A 19618-nucleotide genomic window follows, 5' to 3' on the forward strand; every position below is an offset into this window, starting at 1 on the left:
TTTGGTCCGTGAAAAAATAAAATAAAAAAAATTATGTAGAATTACTACAGAGTTTTGTTGCTCCCAAAGCATCAACATCAAACCCGTCTCCCCAATTGGAAGGAGCATTGTCAGTTATGCGGACATGGGAAATGCACCCTACCTCTGATAGATCATAGATGTATTGGTCTACATACGAATCATCCTTTTGATGTTGGGTCTTAGTCAGAGTGGTCCAGTCCTTTCCATCTGCGCTAACTTCTATTGTTGCAATCTCTCTGATGTATTTTTGCGTACTTGCCTCATACACAATCAGTTTGTCTGTCACGGATTCAGAGAACCCCATAGTAACCTGTCCTTCTCTTCCCAATGCCAAGGAATGAGTTGCATCATCGTAAGAGTCAGGCTCGTTTAGCGCATTTACAGGAATTGACTTTATGTCCTTGACTGAACCAGAAAGGTGTCCTAATCCCTGAGAGTAATCAGAAATCCAGTCTGCAAAATGAATAGAGTCCAGTGCTGGCTTCTCGAATTTAACATTTTGGAGATTAGAATTTTGTCCTGCTTGGAGTTCTTTGATCTTGTCTTTAAGTTTCTGTATTTCGTCTAGTAGTTGCTGCATGGTAGTTTTGTCACTGGCCTCATTATGCGTATCTGTATCATCTTGTGCTGGTATGTCACCAGACTCTTCTTTGACATTGGAAGAGGAGTTTACGTTCTTAGAAGAGGAAGAAGTAAGGTCTACAAATGACGTAACATAGTCCTGTTCATCGTCATATCTTGGAAGTTTTCCGTCATAATCAAAATGTTTCTGAATGTCTGGATCGGCAAACCCTACACCCACATTCATATCTTTTACAATGCTGATCATTTCTGTTCGTGGGATTTTTGCAGCTTCATGGTATGCATTTCGTGCATCTTGCAGGGTTCCACCACTTAGAAGAACGGCACGCATGACGTCTCTTGCGTCATTTACTTTTTGCTGATGATAGTCAAACAGGCCTTGAAAAACTATTTTTGTGTCATTATCAGGAATGGTCTTTAGAAACTTGCTAAATGCAGACAGAGGAGTAAACTCTTCGTTATCTTTGAACATTTGCTGTAATTCCTGCTCTAGTATCTTTTGTGCCATGTTTCGTTGGTCGTCAAGTAGTTTTTCTTGGTCTGACTTTTGTTGAACATCAGAAAACTCTTGCTTTGATTTTTCAATGTTTTCTAGAATTTGCGCAAGCGTGGGATTGTCCTTTATGCTGTCTTTTGTTACTGTGACAAAATCACCTTCTTCTGCATACGCATATGATGCTGCATATGTAATTGAAATCATCATCAGAATTGCCGTAGTTGCTGAAAGAAGTTGTTTTGAGTGTTTTTGAATCATTAAAACACTGATTTATCTTGATGGTTTTAAATAACAAGTAGGAATTATCAGTAACAATCCTATTGATTTTTCCATGCAAAAATTGTGTTATTCACACATGTGTTATTTTGTAAATATGTTTTATTATATGAAATACAAATCAAGTTATGAAATTTCAGTTTATTGTGATTATTTTGATATGTATCGTCATATCTACTTATCTAACCTATTCTGTATGCTCTGAAGAAGAATTACTTGGACCTGTAAAACAAGTAAAAAATGGAATAGAATTACAGAATATCGAATGCAGTTCAAATCTGACTCTGATATTCAAAAAATCAGATGGATCTCCTGCATGTGTCAAGCATACCACTGCAGAAACACTGATTCAAAGAAATACGCATACGATACAAATAGAAAATCAAACTTCCCTTATGCAAGATACAGAATATCGAATTTTTTCCTGGCATGATGTTCCAGAAGAACAGAAGAATCATATCATACACATGCTGTGGATTAGGACAGATTCCGATCCTGTAGAAATTGCCAGAAAAAGCAATGAAAAGCCTGACAGGTATGCTGCAATATTTCTGTGGAAATTCACAAAAGAACTGTATTCCAATCCAAACGACAGATGCGTCGATCCAAATACTCATGAATATGCCGAATTCAGATGTCCGTGGCTCAATAACGGAATCATATCCATAAAAGAAAGGACAGCAGAGTGGTTTGGCAAATACAAGAATGCAGGAGGACAACTAGACTATATCATATTGGATGATGAGTCCAATTTTGGCAATTGGGCGCTGCAAACAAAGCCAGGATGGGCTGATGCCATAGAAAGTGATCCTAGGTTTGTCACATTGGTTCCAAAAATAAACCACACTTCGTTGGCTCTGGTCATGGACAGACCGCACGCAAATCATCCTGCATACCTGCAGTGGAATGCGGTACAGCGTCAAATGCTAGTTGATGCAAGAAACGCAGCAATTTTTGAACCCATTAGGGAATTGTATCCAAACGTCAAAGCTTCCAACTACAATGACTATATCGTTGACATAGATCTGGTGGTTCCAGAAAAAAATGGGCACAAACAGCATTATTTTTCAAATTTTGGAACCCATAATGCAAAGTCATTTTATGGAGACATTAGGCAGTACGGAGACAAAATAGGACATGAAACAAGTACTGTCTTAAAGTGGCAAATAGATTCATTTGATGCAGTCAAACAATCATCGGATGTTCCAAACATGGTGTGGATACCATACTTTAGCTATGCAAAAAATGATCTAAACAAGGCAGACTATGAAAAGATGGTTTTGTATCTTATTTGCCAGACTGGGGAACCGTTGTTGTTTTGGAATCCTAAGGCATCTGATTCGGACAATAAACTGGTATATGATTTAATTCTCAAGGTAAACAATGAAAATTATTGTGGATGGTTTGAGAGATGAATAATATAATTAAATTTCAACAACAAGAAAATTATAATTTTTACACTCATAGGTGTTGGAAAATCTTCTATTGGACTTGTACTTGCAACCTATTTTTGCAATAAATTATGGTAACACCCTCAAAATCTTCAAGATCAATATGTCAATGATTATCATCAATTGGAATTTCTATTTGTCTTTAGCATTAATCAAAAGGAAAATAAATTTGGCTACAGGTACATAAACAAACTATTCAACAATACCTTTCTGCCAGTATGTCGGTTGTATGCAATAAAATTTTTCACCGTTGACTGATTCTCCACTGCAGTAGGTGTATTTTCCATTATCTACCAACTGTTTGCCTTCAGGGAAATACCTTACATAGTCCACATCAAAGGAGAACGGAATCAGTTCATACTCATCCACATTCCAGTTCTTAACAGAGTCATGCCACAGATAGCAGTTGTATTGCTCGCACACATCACTGTATTCCTGCATGAACGTAATTGGCGTATGTCCCTCAAGGGGGGTTTTGTAGAAATTGAGCATCTCTGCACCGTTGTCGATGTTGCCGTTATTGTTAAAATCAATTACAAATATAGATCCTACAACCTCATAGCAGAAGTTCTCAACAAATCCGTCATTGTCATAGTCAAACTTGTTTGAAGTTTCACATTTTTCTGTATTGTTGACGTGATAATCCCAACCACCAAACACTAGAGGGTCTTTTCCGCCTGACTTTTCATCAGGATCAGGATCAGTAGCAACACCAGATGCCATTGCAGAATTGGAACCGACATTATCTGCCAGATCGGTATAATCAACATCAGAATAGATGAGAGACTGATACACTAAATCAAACGTTCCTTGGAGATATCCACGGTAATAGTCTCCGGTTTCTGCCTTTGGCTCATTACCATTGTTTCCGTCCAGATAGCCTTGCCTGTATGTGTGACTTGCATCAGCTGAAACATTATCAAGACTCATTGTAATGCCCAATGACAGGATAAGCATACCAACGGTAAAAGTAAACAAAAAATTCATACTAAATTATTTAGTATGTACTATTTATTATGATCTTTTCGAGATGTTTGGTTAGATCTTGTTGTTTGCCAAAGATCAATCAGATTAGAAAGTATTCTCAAAATTGATAAACCAAATGTAATGTAATGGTGCATACGAGGTGTAAAACCTGAACCTTGGCAAGATCAAATCCTTTTGACAGATTTTACTAGCATCTTTTGCCTTGATTTGCCTTCTTTTGGTTTGGTTCTCAGCATGTATCCGCAGCACGGGCAATGCCTACCATCCCATTCTAAAAATACCTCACAAATGCTACATCTCTTGTGTCCTGATTCATATCGAGGAACGCCAAATATTCTTTCGGCCTTGTATCTATAACAAATATTCTTGCAACCCATCAGAACTCCGCCTTTATATTTAATTGGGGGTAAGATAAATAATTGACGATCACCATATCACCATATCATCATATATTAACATCATAAAATTTTGGACTACGCCCCTGAATCTATTTCATAGTGTTTTGATGTGTCCAAATAATTTGCAAGCATTTACAAAAGCATACCCACTGTCAGATTTTTTGTACAGAGCATCAAAATCAACCTAGAGAAAAAAATAGATTAATTATAATTGATTATCCCATCGACAACTAATAGATTGTTTACTATGTTTCTATGCTTGTTGAATTTTTAACAGAATCTTCTCATAAATTTTGGGAGTTTTTCCTTCAGACAAACTCTTCTGCATATACCACAGTGTTGATTTGTTAATTCTCAATCTCTTTCTTTCATCAGGAGTCATATTCAAAATTCTTTCTCTTAATTCTAAATTGTCATTTCTATTTAGTTTCAATTTAGGAATAACAAAATCAAATTCTTTTTTCTTGTCTACAATGAAATTAGATAGTTGTTGCAAATTGTCTTGAAGAATAATCTGATAAGAATAGTTCTTGCCATTCTTGTAGTTATATTTGAAATTAAAGTTCGAATTAATTTTATTAATCAAGATCTTAGCGACATCTTCACCCAGTCTGATATGATAGTTCTCTGTAATAACAAAATCAGATTTTTTGACCTTCTTTTCTTCCAATAATTGAATAACAGATACATCAATTATCCATCTAAATAATTCTTGGATATCATAAACTAATGAAGTTCTACTTTGGTTAATCTCATGCAAGAATCCAATGGAATAATCAAGACCAACTGCGTTAACCACTTTTCTAATCTCTGATTCCAAAATAGCATAACCGTAATTCAGCAATGCGTTGACCTCGTCAGACGCGTTATAGTTTCCAGAATTTGACTTGTTCTTTCTTCCCGTAAAGTTAAACTCTGGATTTAGCTGATTGAATATTCTGATTAGATTCTCATAGATTCCAGCAATCCTTCCCTCGTATGTCATCAGTTGCTTGATTGATTTTGAAATATCTTGTTTCCCATTATTTTTCATTATGTCTAACAAGAACAAATCTTCCTTTTCTGCTGACTTTCTGATTTTTGTAATATCCACAGATTCATAGAATCTTGACAATTCTTCCAAAAGATTCAGGGAATGCTCTATCTTGGCCTGAACGATTTTGAGCGCAATCTCAAATCTGGCCTCAGAATCAAGGTATTTTTGATACTGTTTTATGCGTAATTTGCCTGATTTTGGCTGCTCTGGCAGGAGATTTGCCAATAACTGGCCGTTCCAGTTCAATAATGTCAGATTGATGTTGTGCTTTGAGAGCCACCTCATTGCCTCAAATGTGATGTTGCCTGTATGCCCATCAATGATTATTCCATCATGGTTTATCTTGTGAGGGAAAAACTCCAGTCTAGTATTTTTTAGTTTGTTGGTTATGATCAGTTTTCTCTTGTCCACATTGATTGATGTTTCAACCTTTGTTATTGTCCATTCAACATGTTTAACCATATTGGATTCATACTCCTCGTCTATGAATTAACTGTCTTGCATTTTGTCATCGGATATCATTTTTCTAATCGTTTCAAATTCCTTGTCAACATAGTACATGTTCTTTTGGATTTTCTTGCCTAATTCCATGGAGTACTCAATTTTTTTGATTTCCCCGTCTTCAAGCTTGGGTAGTGAAAACACTTTTTTGCGTATCTCATCAGGAGTCAGTTCTAGAAAAATTGTATGTGAGAATTTGTTTCTGAGCTCTCTCATCTCATCTAGCATGTAAATGATTTTTTTTCTTTTGTTGTATTGGGGGAATCTGTGTTTTAGTATTTTTCCCAAGAAACTAATCTTGTTTCCAAATGTTGCCCATCTTTCATTGTCAAATATAGAGTCTTGAAATAACGGGATGTCAGTTTGGCGTCTTAGGAAGTAATACGGAATAATAAAATCTAGAGAAACATCTACTTTTGTCACATAGTCTAAAAGCATTATCTTAGTGTCATTTACAATTTTGGTAGCGTGAGATTTGTCACAAGTCATGAATATAGTTGATTGGGTAGAATTCATAGTTAAAAGTGGTTGTGTGCAAAAGACATTTTATCAGAATTTGTCATTATGTTGCATTGAATTTTCCAGATTGGTTTTAAAACTGACTGTGTTCTTTACAATTTTTGATATCAATTTAATTCAACAGTTCTAATTATCCATAATTCTGTTTTTTATTATGTATTCAAGTGAATTGACAAAGTCTTGATCCGATATCTGGTTGCTTGTCCACCACTCTGCATTGTTTTTAAACCAGAATGGAACATTCAAGCTATCATCATCAGAATCATCAATATGGCTAGATAAACCAGTATGATTCTTGACAAGATATCTTACACTAAAAGCAAATTCGGAGTCAGACATATTGTTTTCTGACCATGTCCTGACATTATTTTTTATCCAATCAGGTATGACTTTGCCAATCACCTCAAAAGATACTGAACCAATATGCGAATTGTTGTAATCAAGATCAATATGGTATGTTCCGACCAAAGAATTCGAATTTATTGTCAAAACTACCCTGTATTCTCCGTTGCCAGTTACGGACGCACTAAATTTCTGCATGTTTCTGTCAGGATATGTCATGGTGACAACAAGTGATATTCCTTGTCTGGCATCAGATACCTTTCCGGAAAGAACCACTTCACTTGTTGATCCAGTATCTGGAAGAACAATCCTGTCTCTGTTAATTTGAGGGGTCAGGCTTGATGAGACAAAAGGGTTGCTCTTATCTTGGCTGCTGAAGATGTTCGGCTTGCCAGAAGAGTCTCGCGCATCATGATACTTCAATTCAATGCTTCCACCTGCAGTGGAAATTAGTTTTGTTCCGTTTTTGTCACACATCTGAGATGGCATCTTGAATATTCCCTCAAATATTCCGGTGGCAGTACCTGTCTCGACCAACGTGAATCCTGTTGATGCCAGTCCTCCATGCTGTGTGCCATCAACCGTACATCGTTTGTATCGTGTATCTTTTATTAGAATCTCCAGCAATACTTGCCCGTTTGCCCCAACAGTGTCCACATAAGGGGAGTTTGGATCATCAATAACAGAGTATATGTCAATTCTGTCGCCTTTTAGGTTCAGGTCCGGGTCTGCAAGTATTACAGTTACTGGCTGACCCGCCCTGTATGACTTTGTTTCAGTGTAGAAAGTGCCTGTTGCAGCCTCTGCGTCTTGTAAGGATAAGGTTGTAGAAAATGACACCAACATGATGAAAACACTCAAAGATAGGATTTCTTTGTTCAAATTCATACGATAGTCAGTTGTTATGATTTATCTATATTGTTACAATCTAATTGTGATTAATCATGATCTCTTGCAATATACAAGAAATGTTGGATCATTGTTCATAATATTCCTGTCTAAACAGTTTAGAAAAATACAAGACATTGTCATATGATCTTTTGTTTTTTATGAATCTGTTTATGCAACATTTCTTTAATTTCTACATCTAAATTAACTCATGAACAACTTTGTGTTAATAGGAATAGTTGTTGCTGCAGCCATAGTGGTTGGAGCTGTAGGAGTCTCTGCCATGTCACAAAATGACATGAGTGTACCAAGCCAAAATGCAGTAGAAGATGGCCTATCTGATGTCCAATCAGGAATTGAGGACATAGATCCAGGTTATGGTCAAGTAACTAAAAATGAAGGGGCCTACTCCCCTTAATTTTTTATTTTATTAATGATTCAACAAACATCATTCATTAAAAATGTAAAATCTATAAACTACTAGAAAAACAATTCATGAGATGTTTCATAATCCATCGGTCCTCTCTTCTTCATCTTTTTCTGTATAGTCTCTTTTCTCAACATGTCCTAGTTGCAGTATGAGAAACACTATGACTGCACTGACCACTCCAATTACGTAAAATCCAGTACCGATTGACAAACCAATGGCAGCTACAATCCACAATGTTGCAGCAGTAGTTAATCCTCTGACCTTTTGTCTTGAGGATATTATGCTGCCTGCTCCCAAAAAACCAATGCCTGCAACGATTCCTGCTGCTATTCTGGTTGGATCCTCTTCAAATGATATTGAAATCATTGAGAATAATGCAGATCCCAATGACACCAGCATGTGCGTGCGTAATCCTGCAGGCCTGTTTTTGGACTCACGTTCAAATCCAATTAACGAGCCTAATGCTGTGGCCAGTACAAGACGAAAGACAAGCTCGACATCAAGACTCTTGAATATCTCATCTTCCATGGTAAATCAGATACAAAATTATTGATTGGGATCTTCAGACTGTTTCACAGTCATGTTGATTGTATCCTTGAGGGATGATGATGAGCCATTCAGATTTGAAATCTTTGCAATCTCTTTTTCAAACCATTCTTCTACCTCTTGCGGTGATGTCCGTATCTTGCTTTTCATTAATTCAAGCTCATTCTTCCTTGATTCAGAGAGGCTCTGAATTCTGTTTCCAAGGAAGCTGTTATGCTCCAATGCTTTTTCAAGTATCTTTTCAAGCATACTCAAAACCTCAGAACAGTATACCAAATAGTACTTGTAATAAGATTACCAGTACAATTAATCCGAGTATTGCCCATACAACTGACCAAATCATAAATCACCTAATGAAGTTATACCTATAAACATAATTGATAGACTGATGATATATTTCATAAATTGATGATATGACGAGAAATACATAACACAGAAAAAATATAAAATTATCTTATTATTCCTCTGTGTTGCTAAGCAGCTAATACTCCAAGAAGTACCTGTATCAGTATGATCAGCACCAACACGCCAACAACTGTCGAAATTATTTTCCAAGGCATAATAATATTATCATATGATAAATTCAAATAAACTCATCTAATAACAAATTGTTAAAAATCATTAGCTGATATGATTGCTGCATGGACAAAAAACATCTAGAGATAATTAGACACTATTAATTGACAGCTTGTAGTCGTTGTATTTCCTGTCAAGGAATTTTTTTGCAGCGTCATCCATTAGCTTTCGTACCTCATCCACATTGTCTCCTGCAACCTAGATTTCAAGACTGCTTGTAAATTTTATCTTTAGTAAATATCCCATATCCACTCACGTGTTTTATTCTCTAAAAAAGATTTTGAGGATAAATAGGTCACATGATGCATATCATTCCTCCTCTTCTGGGTCGATTGTCTTGCTGAGTCTTCGCAGCTCAATGATATCCGTGATTTCAACGTCTCTGCTCATGGTGGCAAGCAGCGACAGTTTCGGATTGGCATCTTTGCCAAATTTCATGACATCTTTTCCCTTGTGTCTTACAATCAAAGTCTGTCCCTCTTCTTTTAATATACTTCCAAGGTCTCTTGCCTTGCTAAGCTTCTCAAATATGTTGTCCTCACCTGGATCCTCAAAAGAAAAATCATGAATGTCAACTATTTTGGTGTCTTTATTCATTTGTGCCTGGGCTGACAGTACACCGTCTATCTCAAGGGATATGTTTCCCTGAAGACGTTTCAATATATCGACTCCCCATTTCATTGACATTCACTTGTTATTCCACGGACAAAGTGAACTTGCCGTTTATTGTTATCTTGCCTTCGGGGATTATGTTTCCGCTGTCATCTGGTGTTTCAGTCTCAAATGATACATTGTCACACTTGAGGCTTACAGTTGGATGCTTTTCTGTCAGTCTTTCCAGCATCCTTGATATCATCTCAAGATATTTTTCAGCGTCGGCGCCCTCTATCTTTTCTTTTACAGCATCGCCAATCTCTTCTGCTTTTTGGTTTACTGTGTCCCCAATCTCTTGTCCTTTCTTGTTTACTGTATCTGCAGCTTGCTCTGCTTTTTCGGCTGCAGACTCGTATTTGTTTTCATTCATGACATCATTATGTATAATTTGTATTTAGATGCTGTTCAAGAACAGTGATGTTTTTACAACCAGTTTATGATAATTACTAATACAATCACAGTGTGGGCTATAAACAGCATTTGCTAAACAATTCTATGACACCTGATGCTGAAGAGAAAAAACAACTAGCTGAGAAATTAAGTATGAAGTTATCAGATATAAAAAACAAGAATAGAAACTCTGATAATGATGAAGTGTCTGAAGAGATCGAAGAGATCTAAATCAAATTAAATTAAAACAAAATAAAAAAAATTAAAGTTTTGGCATTATTGCCAGTCTGTTTGTCTTTGCAGTTATTGCAATTATCGATATGATTGCAACTGCCAGTATCATCATGGCTATTGTTCCAAATTCGGGCACAACATGGAAACTAATGACTTCGCCTTTTGGACCTAGAGATGCATCAACTCCGTCTACACTGATTATCTTTACGTCAATGTCAACCGGATTGTCTGTTGCAAGGGACTCTGTCGTGTGTTGACCATATCTGTCTGTCTGTACTGCTTCTTCGGAGAATATTCTCTTGCCATCTTGCATTGCCTTGATGTCATATACTATGTCTTGTATAGGCTCGTCATTTCTGTCAAGAAACTCTGTTACTATTGATAGCTTTTCATCTGTTGTTGGCTCGCTAGTGTACACGTTTACCATGATCTCCCCATCAACAGTCATTGACTGCATTTTTATCATATCATCAGTGATTGGATCTATCAGGTCCTCTGCTTCTTGACCTATATCTGATAGCACGTCTTCAGTTCCTTCTACAATACTCTTGCCGATGTCTTCAGCTCCTCCAACTATGTCCTCTCCTGCGCCTACAATTGCTCCTGGTACGGTTTTGTTATCAGAATTCTCTCCTCCTTCCTTCTGAACCGTTACGACTCCTTTCATCCATGGGTGTACCATGCAGAAATAGTCATAGTTTCCAGCATTCTCAAAGGTGTGAGAAAACGTTGTATTTGGAGAAAATAGACCAGAATCGAACTTGCCGTCAGTTTCTACTGGTGTGCCACTGGTTACAGTGTGTGCTGCCGTGTCGTCGTTTGACCATGTGACCTTGTCTCCAGGACTAATTGTCACTGTATAAGGCAGATAACACTCATCTGTCTCTTCACATCCAGGAACTGATGTCCCTGAGGGAATGCTGACAGCTGCATCGTCTGCAAAACCGTCTGGAATTGTACTGCTTATCATGCCTAATGCAATAGCTGCAAAAAACATGTACGTGATGTGTCTTTTCATAATTGCTAAAATATTTTGAGAATCAATAATAAACAGATCTAAGATTCTTTTATGCATTATCATCAGATCATCGTACAGAACACTAAATGCAACATCAAACAAATCACATCATGGGAACAAAAGAAAAAGCAGAAGCTGAATACGACAAAGCCAAAGCAGAAGCTGAATCGTCATACGAGAAAGGAAAAGCAGAAGCTGAATCAGATGGTCTTACCAAAGAACTAAAACAAGCAGGTGCAGAAGCCAAAAAGAACATCAAAAAAAGTGCAGCAGAGGTAAAAAAGAATCTAAACTAGCTTTTCCATTATTTTTTTTTTTGATTAAAAATTACACCCAATTTGATTTTTTTATTCGATGGATGCGTTGTTATGTGCTTCCTCGTTTAACTGATCAACCTTGATTGCCTGTGGAGGGCAAACAGAGACACATGCCATGCACCATATGCAATCATGCTCTCTAATTGGATCTGCCTTGTCAGTTAGATCTTTTCTTCCGTCTTTATTTGTATTTCCCGTACCTTCAAAAGTTTCATTTATTGCCTTTATTGCAGGAATATCTTTTTCTGTTCTATACCACTGGAATACCTGAACAGGACATGCTTCAATACATGCACCATCTGCCACACAAGAATCCCACTCAACTGCAACCATAGTTCCGCTTATGCCTAATGGCACTTGTTCTTCATCTCTTGTATCGTATGCTTTTTTTACATCATCATTTCTAAATGCATTACCATCTCTTCTGCCCGGACCCCAAACCCAATGAAAATGCTCTCCATCGGAGTGGTTGATTTTACCAATGAGGTTTAGGCCTTCCGGAAAATTTGTAGCAATCGGCATAAAACATCAGTCGTTTTATATATAATATGTGCAGCTAACAAATCAATGATATTATAAAAGTCCTCAATGCATTAGAATAGATCTATGATAAATTGAATGCAAATTGAAAGGTAATCTTAAGTTATAATGTCTATAAAACAGTGTATGGTTCCTTTCTTGTTGTTAATAGGAGGTGGAATTCTGGCAAGATACATGTACAGGAGATATGCCACAGAAGACCAGAAGAGAGATGTGCAGGATTTTGTACAAAAACATCCTGTCAAGATGGGATTGATAATGACAGTTACAGGGATAGCGCTCAAATCTTCCGGCCTCGTACTTTCTGGTGCAAGTATGGCAATACGTCCTAAAAAAAGAAATGTCTTAGAACACCATTGAAATTTCAAGAATCTTGCCTACTGTCTATAATGTACTTATATGCATCAAGCAAGTAGAATGTGGATGGATTCAGAAAAAATTGAAGCAGCTACAATGCAGTTTGTAGAACTCTCAAATGACTTGCGAATCAGTATGCTATTAGGAATACTGAAGAAAGGTTCAGGAAAAATTTCAGAGATTGCAAAAAAACATTCTGTTCCAGTCCAGGAGGTTGCTAGAAACTTTAAGAGAATGACAGAAGCAGGTCTCGTTATAAAGAACTCCGAGGGAGAATACAAGCTTACCAGGGTAGGCGAATTAGCATGTTATAACATACCTTCATTTATCTTCATAAGCAATAACAAGAAATATTTCAAATTCCACAACTTTGGATATGTCCCAATAAAGTTTGTTCAAAGAATGGGCTCGTTTGTCGATACAGAACTTCTGCATGGAACACCAATTGTATTAGACAGATGGAAGTCAATATACGATAATGCATCAAAAAAGATTAACGTCATATCTTCTGAATTATTTGATGCAGAGTTTGTGGACATGATAGTTGAAAAGCTAAAAGAAAACAGCGAGCTCAAGACATCCTACATAATGAGCACTGACACAATCATGCCAAAACAGCGTAGAGAGGATCTGATAGACAAGGGTTTACACAGTTTAATCAGTGAAAAAAAGATTGAAAGAAGGATGCTCAAAAAAATCAGAACGATACTTGTTACAAATGAGAATGAGGCCATGGTGATGTTTCCCTCAATTGACGGACAGTCAGACATGAGAGAGGCCTTTTATGGGACAGACCCAGACTTTATTGAATGGTGTGAGGACTATTTTGAGGACTCTTGGAAAAAGTCAGACTCGTTTACTGAAAAGCAGATAAAATATTTTGACAAGAAATATCCTGAGTAATGGGCAATAGAAATTATTTTTTCAAAATACGAATGTTGCTTTTGCCCTCTGGGTTTCTGACTGCCTTTTCCTTGTCTTTTCTTACCTTTTTGCTGATTTCTTCAGGTGGGGCGTCTTTGCGGTTTTGATAAGTTAATGTTTTGTCATCTCCCATGTTTACCGTCTTTTCTCTGTGTTTTTTTATTTCTTTTCTAATTTTGGAGTGATGGCAATATCAAGACTGTTGACCAAGATGAGATTTGGCAAAAATTCCAAATGAGCTAGTTGTTTTGAGAGTTATAACTAAAGTGTGATGTTTCATAATTTCATCCTACCAGTAAATAAATAACAAAAGAAAGAATAGTTTGTCAAATGAGGATTTTCTATGATTTTTGTAAAACACAAAAATGGAGTTTTGTGTTATGACAGACTTTGATCAATGCTATGATAGGCATATGCAAGAACTGCAAAGAATGCTGCCAAATGTACATTCTGAGCTGACACATGATATCCTTCATCTGCAAAGAAAGATGACAGATGACAAGCTCAAAATGATAGCATCAGATAATAGCATAATTTCAATAATAGATGAGACAAGTCCAGTGGCGAGGTCATGATGTCGTCCAACAGTGAAAAAAACAACAAGCAAAAGAAAGATGACAAGGATATTTCCTTGTGTGAGATACACAAGGATACCACATCTGAGATTGTCAAAAAACTAGAATCAAAGATTCCTTCATTTGCCCAGAACTATTCTGATCTGTATGATGCATATTTGCACATGGCAGATGATGTTCACAGTGCATTTTGCATGGCAGAAAAAGAATTCATAGACAAAATGAATATCGAATCTGAAACAATAAGAGATATGAAAAAACATTATGACAAGACAGGAGAACAGATAAAAAACAACATAGATGCTGCAGGCAATATCTTTGATGCATATGTTAAGATGAAAATATCCATGTTAGAGTCATTTGATAAATACATGCATGTATGGATGGAATCGTATGGAAATATGCTTTCCGAGTATATGAAACAACTCAAATCCAATTGATAAGTCTTAAATCTAATTGTTAATTTATCCCACCGAATTGATACTGAAAAGAAAATTCATAAAATTGAAATAATATTAAATTAAAACCTATTTTTCCGAATTGATATTTCAGTCTATCGAAATGATATCGGAATAATTTTCAAACATTCCGGAAAGATACCGAAAAAACACCCATATTAGTTGGACATTATTGGACAATGTCAAATTTTGTCCAAATTTGTCCAGAAACAATTGGATAATTTATCGATAATCTACAGAAATTATTGGACAAAACTGGACATTATTGGACATTTGAAGAAAGAAAAATTCTTTCCTGCAGAAAGAAAAAGGAAAAAATAATTTTTTCCTCAGGAAAAAATGGGAAGAAAAAAAGTTTCCAAGGAAAAAATAAGAAAGAAAAATACTTTCCCAGAGAAAGAATTCAGGAAAAAATAAAAAAAGATCAGTATTTTGGAATTGCAATACTTGGTCTTGATCTTGTACTAATTGCAACAATGGATATGATTGCTACTGCAAGTACCATCATTGCTATTGTGCCAAACTCTGGAACCACATGGAACATTACGACTTCACCTGTTGGTCCCCAAAATGGCTTGTTCTCACCTATCCCAAGCAGTGTTATTTTGACATCTACTGGTGAATCGGACATTAGTTCAGATGTGAAATGTTCACCACCTCCTGCAGGTTCGTAGTTTTTCTCATCAAATAACACTGGAATTCCATCTTGGGTTGCAGTTATGTCATAATTGATGTGCTCTACAAGAACTGCTTCGTCTGAATCAGATTTTTCAGGATCTATAAAGTTCACGTTTATCTTTAGGGAATCGCCTGCGGTGGGCGTGCCTGTTGCAATTTCTACCCGTACAGTTCCATCGGAGGTCATTCCATACAAAACAGTGTCTTCCTGGATTTCATGCATCTCTCCAGTTGGATGTTTTGCATCATCTTTTTCATGATCATCAGCTGCTCCTGCTTCTTGTACTACAATCACACCTACCATCCAAGGATGAACCATACAGAAATATGGGATTTCACCAGTGGTCTCTGCTTTCCATTCGAATGAATTGTCTACCATTAATAGTCCAGTATCAAATTCACCGGTAGGGCCATCTTCCAAGCTTCAGCAGTCCATGTGTGAGCTGCAGAATCTGTGTTTGAGAATATTACTACTCCTCCAACATCAACTGTTGCTACCTTTGGAATGTAACAATCTTCCTCAGTTTCCTCACATCCGGGTGAGGCTGAACCTACTGCTGGTACAATTGTGACTTCTGGATGATCTGCAAAAGCAGCGGGTGTCATTGTAAAAACTCCAGCTGCAATAGCAAATAGTACGAAGAAAGAGCCAATTGCTTTTGTCTTCATTGGAATGAGTACTTGATCGGATACATAAAAACCTCACTGGAACACATAAACAAAATATCTTATTTTGCTTCATTCAAGCACGCAAGGATTCTTTGATGAATCTCTGAGGAATTGCTTGCTCAAGCAAGAATTGATAATTACATACATTCTCTAATTATCCTATATTGTATTATGAAAAAGCAAAACCTTGTTTTAGATATTATTATATTGAAATCAGGATGTTTAACAGCGCGCAAACAAGAAATAAAATAGAATTTGAATGTGATATGACAAACGAGATGATTGATTGACAGAACATGAAAGTTTAAACAATATTGAACTAGGGGAGTTCGAAAAAGTAACGGAGCTCTTGTCATCATCCTATGAGATGCAGATTGCGTTCATCTCGATTATAATTGGATTGTCTGTTTTATTTGTTGTATATAACAAGTTTTCAAAATGGATTGACTCAAAGAAAATCAGCTATACAAGGCCCCACTTATCCAGATTCATTAAAACAGTTCTCTTGCCTGTCTTTGCGATAGTTTTGGTTTCAACTATGTCATCATACGTTCAATTATCCGTATTGTCATCAGACGTAGTAGTTATCAATACTGTAACTGAAGATAAGAAAGATAGTGACGAGACAAAAGCAATTTTCTCAAAGATACTTGCGACAATAAATGTTATCGTTATTGGGTTTGCCATATCTAGAATAATCCCAATAATACTCAAGAAACGAAAGGCATCAGATTTGGAAAGAGAGGATTTTGATGCATGGATGGATATGAGGGGATTTGATGATGACAAAGAGGATCTGTTTCACCAATTATTTGAATGGGTACCTCCCAAGAAAGCCCCAAAAGACATGGATGAGACAGAATTTCAAAAAATGCTTCAGACAAAGGAAGGGAGAGATATCTTGGAGCAATATCGAACTTCAAAAGACCAACCAATCGGTACTTTCAAACCACTTGTTGACAAGCCATTTGAAAAGTGGAAAGAATCAGAACGAAAAAAATATGAAGAATATCTTGAAGCATGTTTGTCTGGCAACAACGAGTCAGGACAGAAGCTAAGATTGGGGGCAACTCCACAAGAAGTATACCCTATAGACATGTGGAGAGAGGAAAAAAGACTCTCCGAATATGAGAAAGTAGAACCAGGTGCAAGGCCTCCAGGATTTGCAGCAAAAAGACGAGACGGCGCCCCAAAATCAGTGGAGCATGCCATACCGTTAATCTTCATGGCTGCAGTTGTAATTGGAATAATATCTTGGTGGGGCGTAGACCTGTTTGTTTTGGGTACCGTAGTGGCAGGATTTGGAGTTGGTATAGGCTTTGCACTAAAAGAGACTATGGAAAACCTGTTTGCATACTTGATGATACGCAAAGATAAGATCATAATAGAAGGAGACAGAGTGGAAGTTGAAGGGTACAACGGATATGTTAAAAAAATCACAACCAGAGTGACATACGTAAGACATGCTCTAAACGAATCCCTGGGGATCTTTCCAACTAGATTGTTTATCTCAACTAAAATAATCAACTACACAAAAGACATGCAGTTTGTTCCTGCAGAGGTTGCAGTCGGAGTATCATATCTTAATGATGCACGGCAGGTAACTGCGATACTACAGAAAATTGGGAAGCGCGCAATGACTGAAATAACAAATGAAAAAGGAGAACACATTGTTGTCCAAAAGAGATGCCCATACCTTGATGAAAACAAACCCAGTTGCGGGTGTGACAAGAAAATATTTGTAGATCTCAAACAGCCAATAGTCCGATTTGTAGAGTTTAATTCATCTTCCCTTGACTTTAAGCTTTGGGTGTATGTGAGAGAGTATGGTCATCAGTTTAAGGTTGAGACTGCAATGAGGATGATGATTCAAGAAGAATTTGCAAAATACGACATACGAATACCATGGCCAATTAGGACCATATATCAAGGCGACGAGGAAAAAGAAGCAGAAGAAATTGGGAAACAGGATGAAGAAAGAAAAAAGAATCTACAAGACCATGGGATTGGAGATGTCCCAATTAAGTGAGACGATGTAATTGTATTGAGGACTCTAATTGTCTTGCTTGATTTTTTCTATTTTGTTATCTACGAATCTGTATAATGAATTTTCTCGTTCTAGTATTTTGTTACAATAATTTACAAATGTCACGCCATGTACATCCTTATCATTTTTTAAAACATTGTTTGCAAGGAATTCTATAAAATCATAGATCTCATGCCACTCTAATTTGTAAAACAATTCTCTTGTTTCTTCAATACCATGTCCCAAGAAACCATTTATCACAGAGTCCGCTGGAATTTTGAAAAAGTCATACAGGATTGTTTCAAAAAATTCCTTGAGAAATTCATCTTCTTGAATGACAACGGTGGATGGAAGTTTCCCTGCATCCAGATAGTATCTAAATACTGCATTCCAAAGACTATTCTTTAAGTCATCGTCTATCCCTTCGGATTGGATTTCTTTTTTTGTTTTACCTATCCCTTCTCTTATTGAGAATACATCAGCAGATTTTACATCCCTCATGATGTTTTGATAGAAACATGAATTAATAAATCAAGTATTTGTAGCCAACTTTCTAGTTTAGAAAGAAAGCCAAAATGCCAAAACGCTTGCACCAACTAAAACAGAGATGATGTAAATTATGTATTTCATGTTCAGTTTATTTTTACCATATTGCTTTGGGGTTACACCTGCCAATAAAAATACAACCAAAGTTCCTAACAACAATCCTACTATGTTAGACAGTGTCAATATGGACGATCCAAACAATATCTCCTCATCTAGCATTGCAAGTCCTATTCCCATTACTACTGCAGGAGGAACCAAGGCTGCAGCTATTGCCACACCTGCAAGTATTCCTGGTATGTTTGAGGACAATGCAAGGGACCCTGCTATGCCAAGCACTATTGCCAAAACCATGAACGTAGGAGATGTCATGGTTCGCATCTCTATTTCTGGTGTTATCTCCATTGGAGTGATTTGAACTGCAATAAGGGTCAGCAATGCAGATATTCCTACAATAGAACCTATCAGCAATCCAAGAGAGATTCCTGATTTTATTATCTTCTGCAAATTAAAGACAGATACATTAAATGAAAATGCAGTTATTGGTCGTAATAATGGTGCAATCAGCATGGCTCCGATTATAATTGATGGGTTGTTGGCAAACAACCCAATTAAAGCTGCAGTGGACGCAACAAGTACAACAATAAGTAAATTTAATTTAAAATCCACTGCAGGTTCAGTTAGTGCACGAAATTCTTCCTTTAGTTTTGGGTTCTCCTTTATGTTCTCGTCTCTGTCTTTTTTTTCTAAATAATCAGAAAAAGTAGCCTCCAATTTATGGCTGGTAATTATATGATGTTTATTTTTTGTATCTATAATCTTGCTTATTTTCTTCATTATTTTACGGGCAGTTGCATCTGGGGCAAATACAATGTATTGTAAAAGTGGAGTTTCAGACTCTTCTGCATTTAAGTTGTTTTTATAAAATGTAATATTGAATTTTGATAGAATATAATCAATATCGTTGCATTGGTCTTTTGATATGATCAATTCAATCTTTTTCATGCAATGTTTATGAGAAGGTAGTTAATTCCGTATAAAACCGAAAATAGTAGACTAAAACATAAACAGAAAGCTAGAGATAAAGGGATAATCTTATTGATTTGTAATTTATCATTATAGTTTATGATTTAGAATCTCACTTCCATCCAGTTACAATTATGATAATGCCTACAAAAATAAAAAA

The 19618-nt window shown here is 36.5% G+C and carries 26 protein-coding genes; 9 read left to right on the forward strand and 17 right to left on the reverse strand.

The genetic code is table 11. From position 1 onward, the window contains the following. Nucleotides 1-31: 31 nt before the first annotated feature. Complete coding sequence (locus ACOQN3_RS05440) at nucleotides 32-1357, reverse strand: hypothetical protein (protein ID WP_420545470.1); 1326 nt, start codon at nucleotides 1355-1357, stop codon at nucleotides 32-34. 146 nt (nucleotides 1358-1503) lie between these two features. On the opposite strand from ACOQN3_RS05440, the gene ACOQN3_RS05445 reads away from it, so the two are divergent. After that, the gene (locus ACOQN3_RS05445) at nucleotides 1504-2790 is read left to right on the forward strand and encodes a hypothetical protein (protein ID WP_420545471.1); all 1287 of its coding nucleotides are present in this window, start codon (nucleotides 1504-1506) and stop codon (nucleotides 2788-2790) included. A gap of 228 nt (nucleotides 2791-3018) precedes the next feature. On the opposite strand, the gene ACOQN3_RS05450 is transcribed toward ACOQN3_RS05445, so the two are convergent. The 5 genes from ACOQN3_RS05450 to ACOQN3_RS05470 form a co-directional block, all read right to left on the reverse strand. Continuing rightward, nucleotides 3019-3813 (reverse strand): hypothetical protein, encoded by a 795-nt coding sequence (locus ACOQN3_RS05450; RefSeq protein WP_420545472.1) that lies wholly within the window; start codon nucleotides 3811-3813, stop codon nucleotides 3019-3021. A 164-nt stretch (nucleotides 3814-3977) separates the two neighbouring features. Next, the gene (locus ACOQN3_RS05455; protein ID WP_420545473.1) at nucleotides 3978-4190 is read right to left on the reverse strand and encodes a hypothetical protein; all 213 of its coding nucleotides are present in this window, start codon (nucleotides 4188-4190) and stop codon (nucleotides 3978-3980) included. Between the two features lie 274 nt (nucleotides 4191-4464). Further along, complete coding sequence (gene cas1 / locus ACOQN3_RS05460; RefSeq protein ID WP_420545474.1) at nucleotides 4465-5709, reverse strand: CRISPR-associated endonuclease Cas1; 1245 nt, start codon at nucleotides 5707-5709, stop codon at nucleotides 4465-4467. Between the two features lie 27 nt (nucleotides 5710-5736). Further along, nucleotides 5737-6237 carry a hypothetical protein gene (locus ACOQN3_RS05465; protein ID WP_420545475.1) on the reverse strand — a complete coding sequence of 167 codons (501 nt, stop codon included), beginning with the start codon at nucleotides 6235-6237 and terminating at the stop codon, nucleotides 5737-5739. A gap of 156 nt (nucleotides 6238-6393) precedes the next feature. Continuing rightward, nucleotides 6394-7455, reverse strand: coding sequence for a hypothetical protein (locus ACOQN3_RS05470; RefSeq protein WP_420545476.1), 1062 nt, complete (start codon nucleotides 7453-7455; stop codon nucleotides 6394-6396). Nucleotides 7456-7708: 253 nt separating this feature from the next. On the opposite strand from ACOQN3_RS05470, the gene ACOQN3_RS05475 reads away from it, so the two are divergent. Beyond that, complete coding sequence (locus tag ACOQN3_RS05475; RefSeq protein WP_420545477.1) at nucleotides 7709-7915, forward strand: hypothetical protein; 207 nt, start codon at nucleotides 7709-7711, stop codon at nucleotides 7913-7915. Between the two features lie 87 nt (nucleotides 7916-8002). On the opposite strand, the gene ACOQN3_RS05480 is transcribed toward ACOQN3_RS05475, so the two are convergent. The 4 genes from ACOQN3_RS05480 to ACOQN3_RS05495 all read right to left on the reverse strand — a co-directional run bounded on the left by ACOQN3_RS05480 (nucleotide 8003) and on the right by ACOQN3_RS05495 (nucleotide 10073). After that, the gene (locus tag ACOQN3_RS05480; RefSeq protein ID WP_420545478.1) at nucleotides 8003-8455 is read right to left on the reverse strand and encodes an MgtC/SapB family protein; all 453 of its coding nucleotides are present in this window, start codon (nucleotides 8453-8455) and stop codon (nucleotides 8003-8005) included. A gap of 18 nt (nucleotides 8456-8473) precedes the next feature. Continuing rightward, entirely contained in the window at nucleotides 8474-8722 is a 249-nt protein-coding gene (locus ACOQN3_RS05485; protein ID WP_420545479.1) for a hypothetical protein, read from the reverse strand. 636 nt (nucleotides 8723-9358) lie between these two features. After that, nucleotides 9359-9730, reverse strand: a complete 372-nt coding sequence (locus ACOQN3_RS05490) for a hypothetical protein (RefSeq protein ID WP_420545480.1) — start codon at nucleotides 9728-9730, stop codon at nucleotides 9359-9361. A gap of 13 nt (nucleotides 9731-9743) precedes the next feature. Next, a complete protein-coding gene (locus ACOQN3_RS05495; protein WP_420545481.1) occupies nucleotides 9744-10073 on the reverse strand; it encodes a hypothetical protein in 330 nt (109 codons plus the stop codon). 92 nt (nucleotides 10074-10165) lie between these two features. On the opposite strand from ACOQN3_RS05495, the gene ACOQN3_RS05500 reads away from it, so the two are divergent. Further along, complete coding sequence (locus ACOQN3_RS05500; RefSeq protein ID WP_420545482.1) at nucleotides 10166-10324, forward strand: hypothetical protein; 159 nt, start codon at nucleotides 10166-10168, stop codon at nucleotides 10322-10324. A gap of 31 nt (nucleotides 10325-10355) precedes the next feature. Here the strand turns inward: ACOQN3_RS05500 and ACOQN3_RS05505 are convergent, their stop codons facing one another. Beyond that, a complete protein-coding gene (locus tag ACOQN3_RS05505; RefSeq protein ID WP_420545483.1) occupies nucleotides 10356-11402 on the reverse strand; it encodes a cupredoxin domain-containing protein in 1047 nt (348 codons plus the stop codon). A gap of 53 nt (nucleotides 11403-11455) precedes the next feature. Here ACOQN3_RS05505 and ACOQN3_RS05510 point away from each other — a divergent pair, with 53 nt between their 5' ends. Further along, nucleotides 11456-11641: a hypothetical protein gene (locus ACOQN3_RS05510; RefSeq protein ID WP_420545484.1), complete on the forward strand. Its 186-nt coding sequence runs from the start codon at nucleotides 11456-11458 to the stop codon at nucleotides 11639-11641. Between the two features lie 51 nt (nucleotides 11642-11692). Here ACOQN3_RS05510 and ACOQN3_RS05515 read toward each other — a convergent pair whose 3' ends face one another. Next, entirely contained in the window at nucleotides 11693-12184 is a 492-nt protein-coding gene (locus tag ACOQN3_RS05515; RefSeq protein ID WP_420545485.1) for a 4Fe-4S dicluster domain-containing protein, read from the reverse strand. Nucleotides 12185-12343: 159 nt separating this feature from the next. On the opposite strand from ACOQN3_RS05515, the gene ACOQN3_RS05520 reads away from it, so the two are divergent. Both ACOQN3_RS05520 and ACOQN3_RS05525 read left to right on the forward strand, forming a co-directional pair. Continuing rightward, nucleotides 12344-12562 (forward strand): hypothetical protein, encoded by a 219-nt coding sequence (locus ACOQN3_RS05520; RefSeq protein ID WP_420545486.1) that lies wholly within the window; start codon nucleotides 12344-12346, stop codon nucleotides 12560-12562. 63 nt (nucleotides 12563-12625) lie between these two features. Next, nucleotides 12626-13462 carry a helix-turn-helix transcriptional regulator gene (locus tag ACOQN3_RS05525; RefSeq protein WP_420545487.1) on the forward strand — a complete coding sequence of 279 codons (837 nt, stop codon included), beginning with the start codon at nucleotides 12626-12628 and terminating at the stop codon, nucleotides 13460-13462. Nucleotides 13463-13475: 13 nt separating this feature from the next. On the opposite strand, the gene ACOQN3_RS05530 is transcribed toward ACOQN3_RS05525, so the two are convergent. Further along, nucleotides 13476-13616, reverse strand: coding sequence for a hypothetical protein (locus tag ACOQN3_RS05530; protein WP_420545488.1), 141 nt, complete (start codon nucleotides 13614-13616; stop codon nucleotides 13476-13478). A gap of 247 nt (nucleotides 13617-13863) precedes the next feature. On the opposite strand from ACOQN3_RS05530, the gene ACOQN3_RS05535 reads away from it, so the two are divergent. Next, nucleotides 13864-14058 (forward strand): hypothetical protein, encoded by a 195-nt coding sequence (locus tag ACOQN3_RS05535; RefSeq protein ID WP_420545489.1) that lies wholly within the window; start codon nucleotides 13864-13866, stop codon nucleotides 14056-14058. Further along, nucleotides 14055-14498 carry a hypothetical protein gene (locus ACOQN3_RS05540; protein WP_420545490.1) on the forward strand — a complete coding sequence of 148 codons (444 nt, stop codon included), beginning with the start codon at nucleotides 14055-14057 and terminating at the stop codon, nucleotides 14496-14498. Before ACOQN3_RS05535 ends, ACOQN3_RS05540 begins: the two co-directional genes overlap by 4 nt. Nucleotides 14499-14940: 442 nt before the next feature. Here the strand turns inward: ACOQN3_RS05540 and ACOQN3_RS05545 are convergent, their stop codons facing one another. Together ACOQN3_RS05545 and ACOQN3_RS05550 are read right to left on the reverse strand one after the other, a co-directional pair. Then, nucleotides 14941-15573, reverse strand: coding sequence for a PEFG-CTERM sorting domain-containing protein (locus tag ACOQN3_RS05545; protein ID WP_420545491.1), 633 nt, complete (start codon nucleotides 15571-15573; stop codon nucleotides 14941-14943). Next, on the reverse strand, nucleotides 15573-15863 hold the full coding sequence (locus tag ACOQN3_RS05550) for a cupredoxin domain-containing protein (RefSeq protein WP_420545492.1): 291 nt from the start codon (nucleotides 15861-15863) through the stop codon (nucleotides 15573-15575). Before ACOQN3_RS05550 ends, ACOQN3_RS05545 begins: the two co-directional genes overlap by 1 nt. 286 nt (nucleotides 15864-16149) lie before the next feature. Here ACOQN3_RS05550 and ACOQN3_RS05555 point away from each other — a divergent pair, with 286 nt between their 5' ends. Next, nucleotides 16150-17892: a mechanosensitive ion channel family protein gene (locus ACOQN3_RS05555; protein WP_420545493.1), complete on the forward strand. Its 1743-nt coding sequence runs from the start codon at nucleotides 16150-16152 to the stop codon at nucleotides 17890-17892. Nucleotides 17893-17916: 24 nt separating this feature from the next. Here the strand turns inward: ACOQN3_RS05555 and ACOQN3_RS05560 are convergent, their stop codons facing one another. Both ACOQN3_RS05560 and ACOQN3_RS05565 read right to left on the reverse strand, forming a co-directional pair. Next, nucleotides 17917-18390 (reverse strand): AbiJ-NTD4 domain-containing protein, encoded by a 474-nt coding sequence (locus ACOQN3_RS05560; protein WP_420545494.1) that lies wholly within the window; start codon nucleotides 18388-18390, stop codon nucleotides 17917-17919. Between the two features lie 57 nt (nucleotides 18391-18447). Further along, the gene (locus ACOQN3_RS05565; RefSeq protein ID WP_420545495.1) at nucleotides 18448-19437 is read right to left on the reverse strand and encodes a TIGR00341 family protein; all 990 of its coding nucleotides are present in this window, start codon (nucleotides 19435-19437) and stop codon (nucleotides 18448-18450) included. Nucleotides 19438-19618 lie beyond the last annotated feature (181 nt).

This window comes from Candidatus Nitrosopumilus sp. (genome assembly GCF_965223225.1).
Lineage (GTDB): Archaea > Thermoproteota > Nitrososphaeria > Nitrososphaerales > Nitrosopumilaceae > Nitrosopumilus.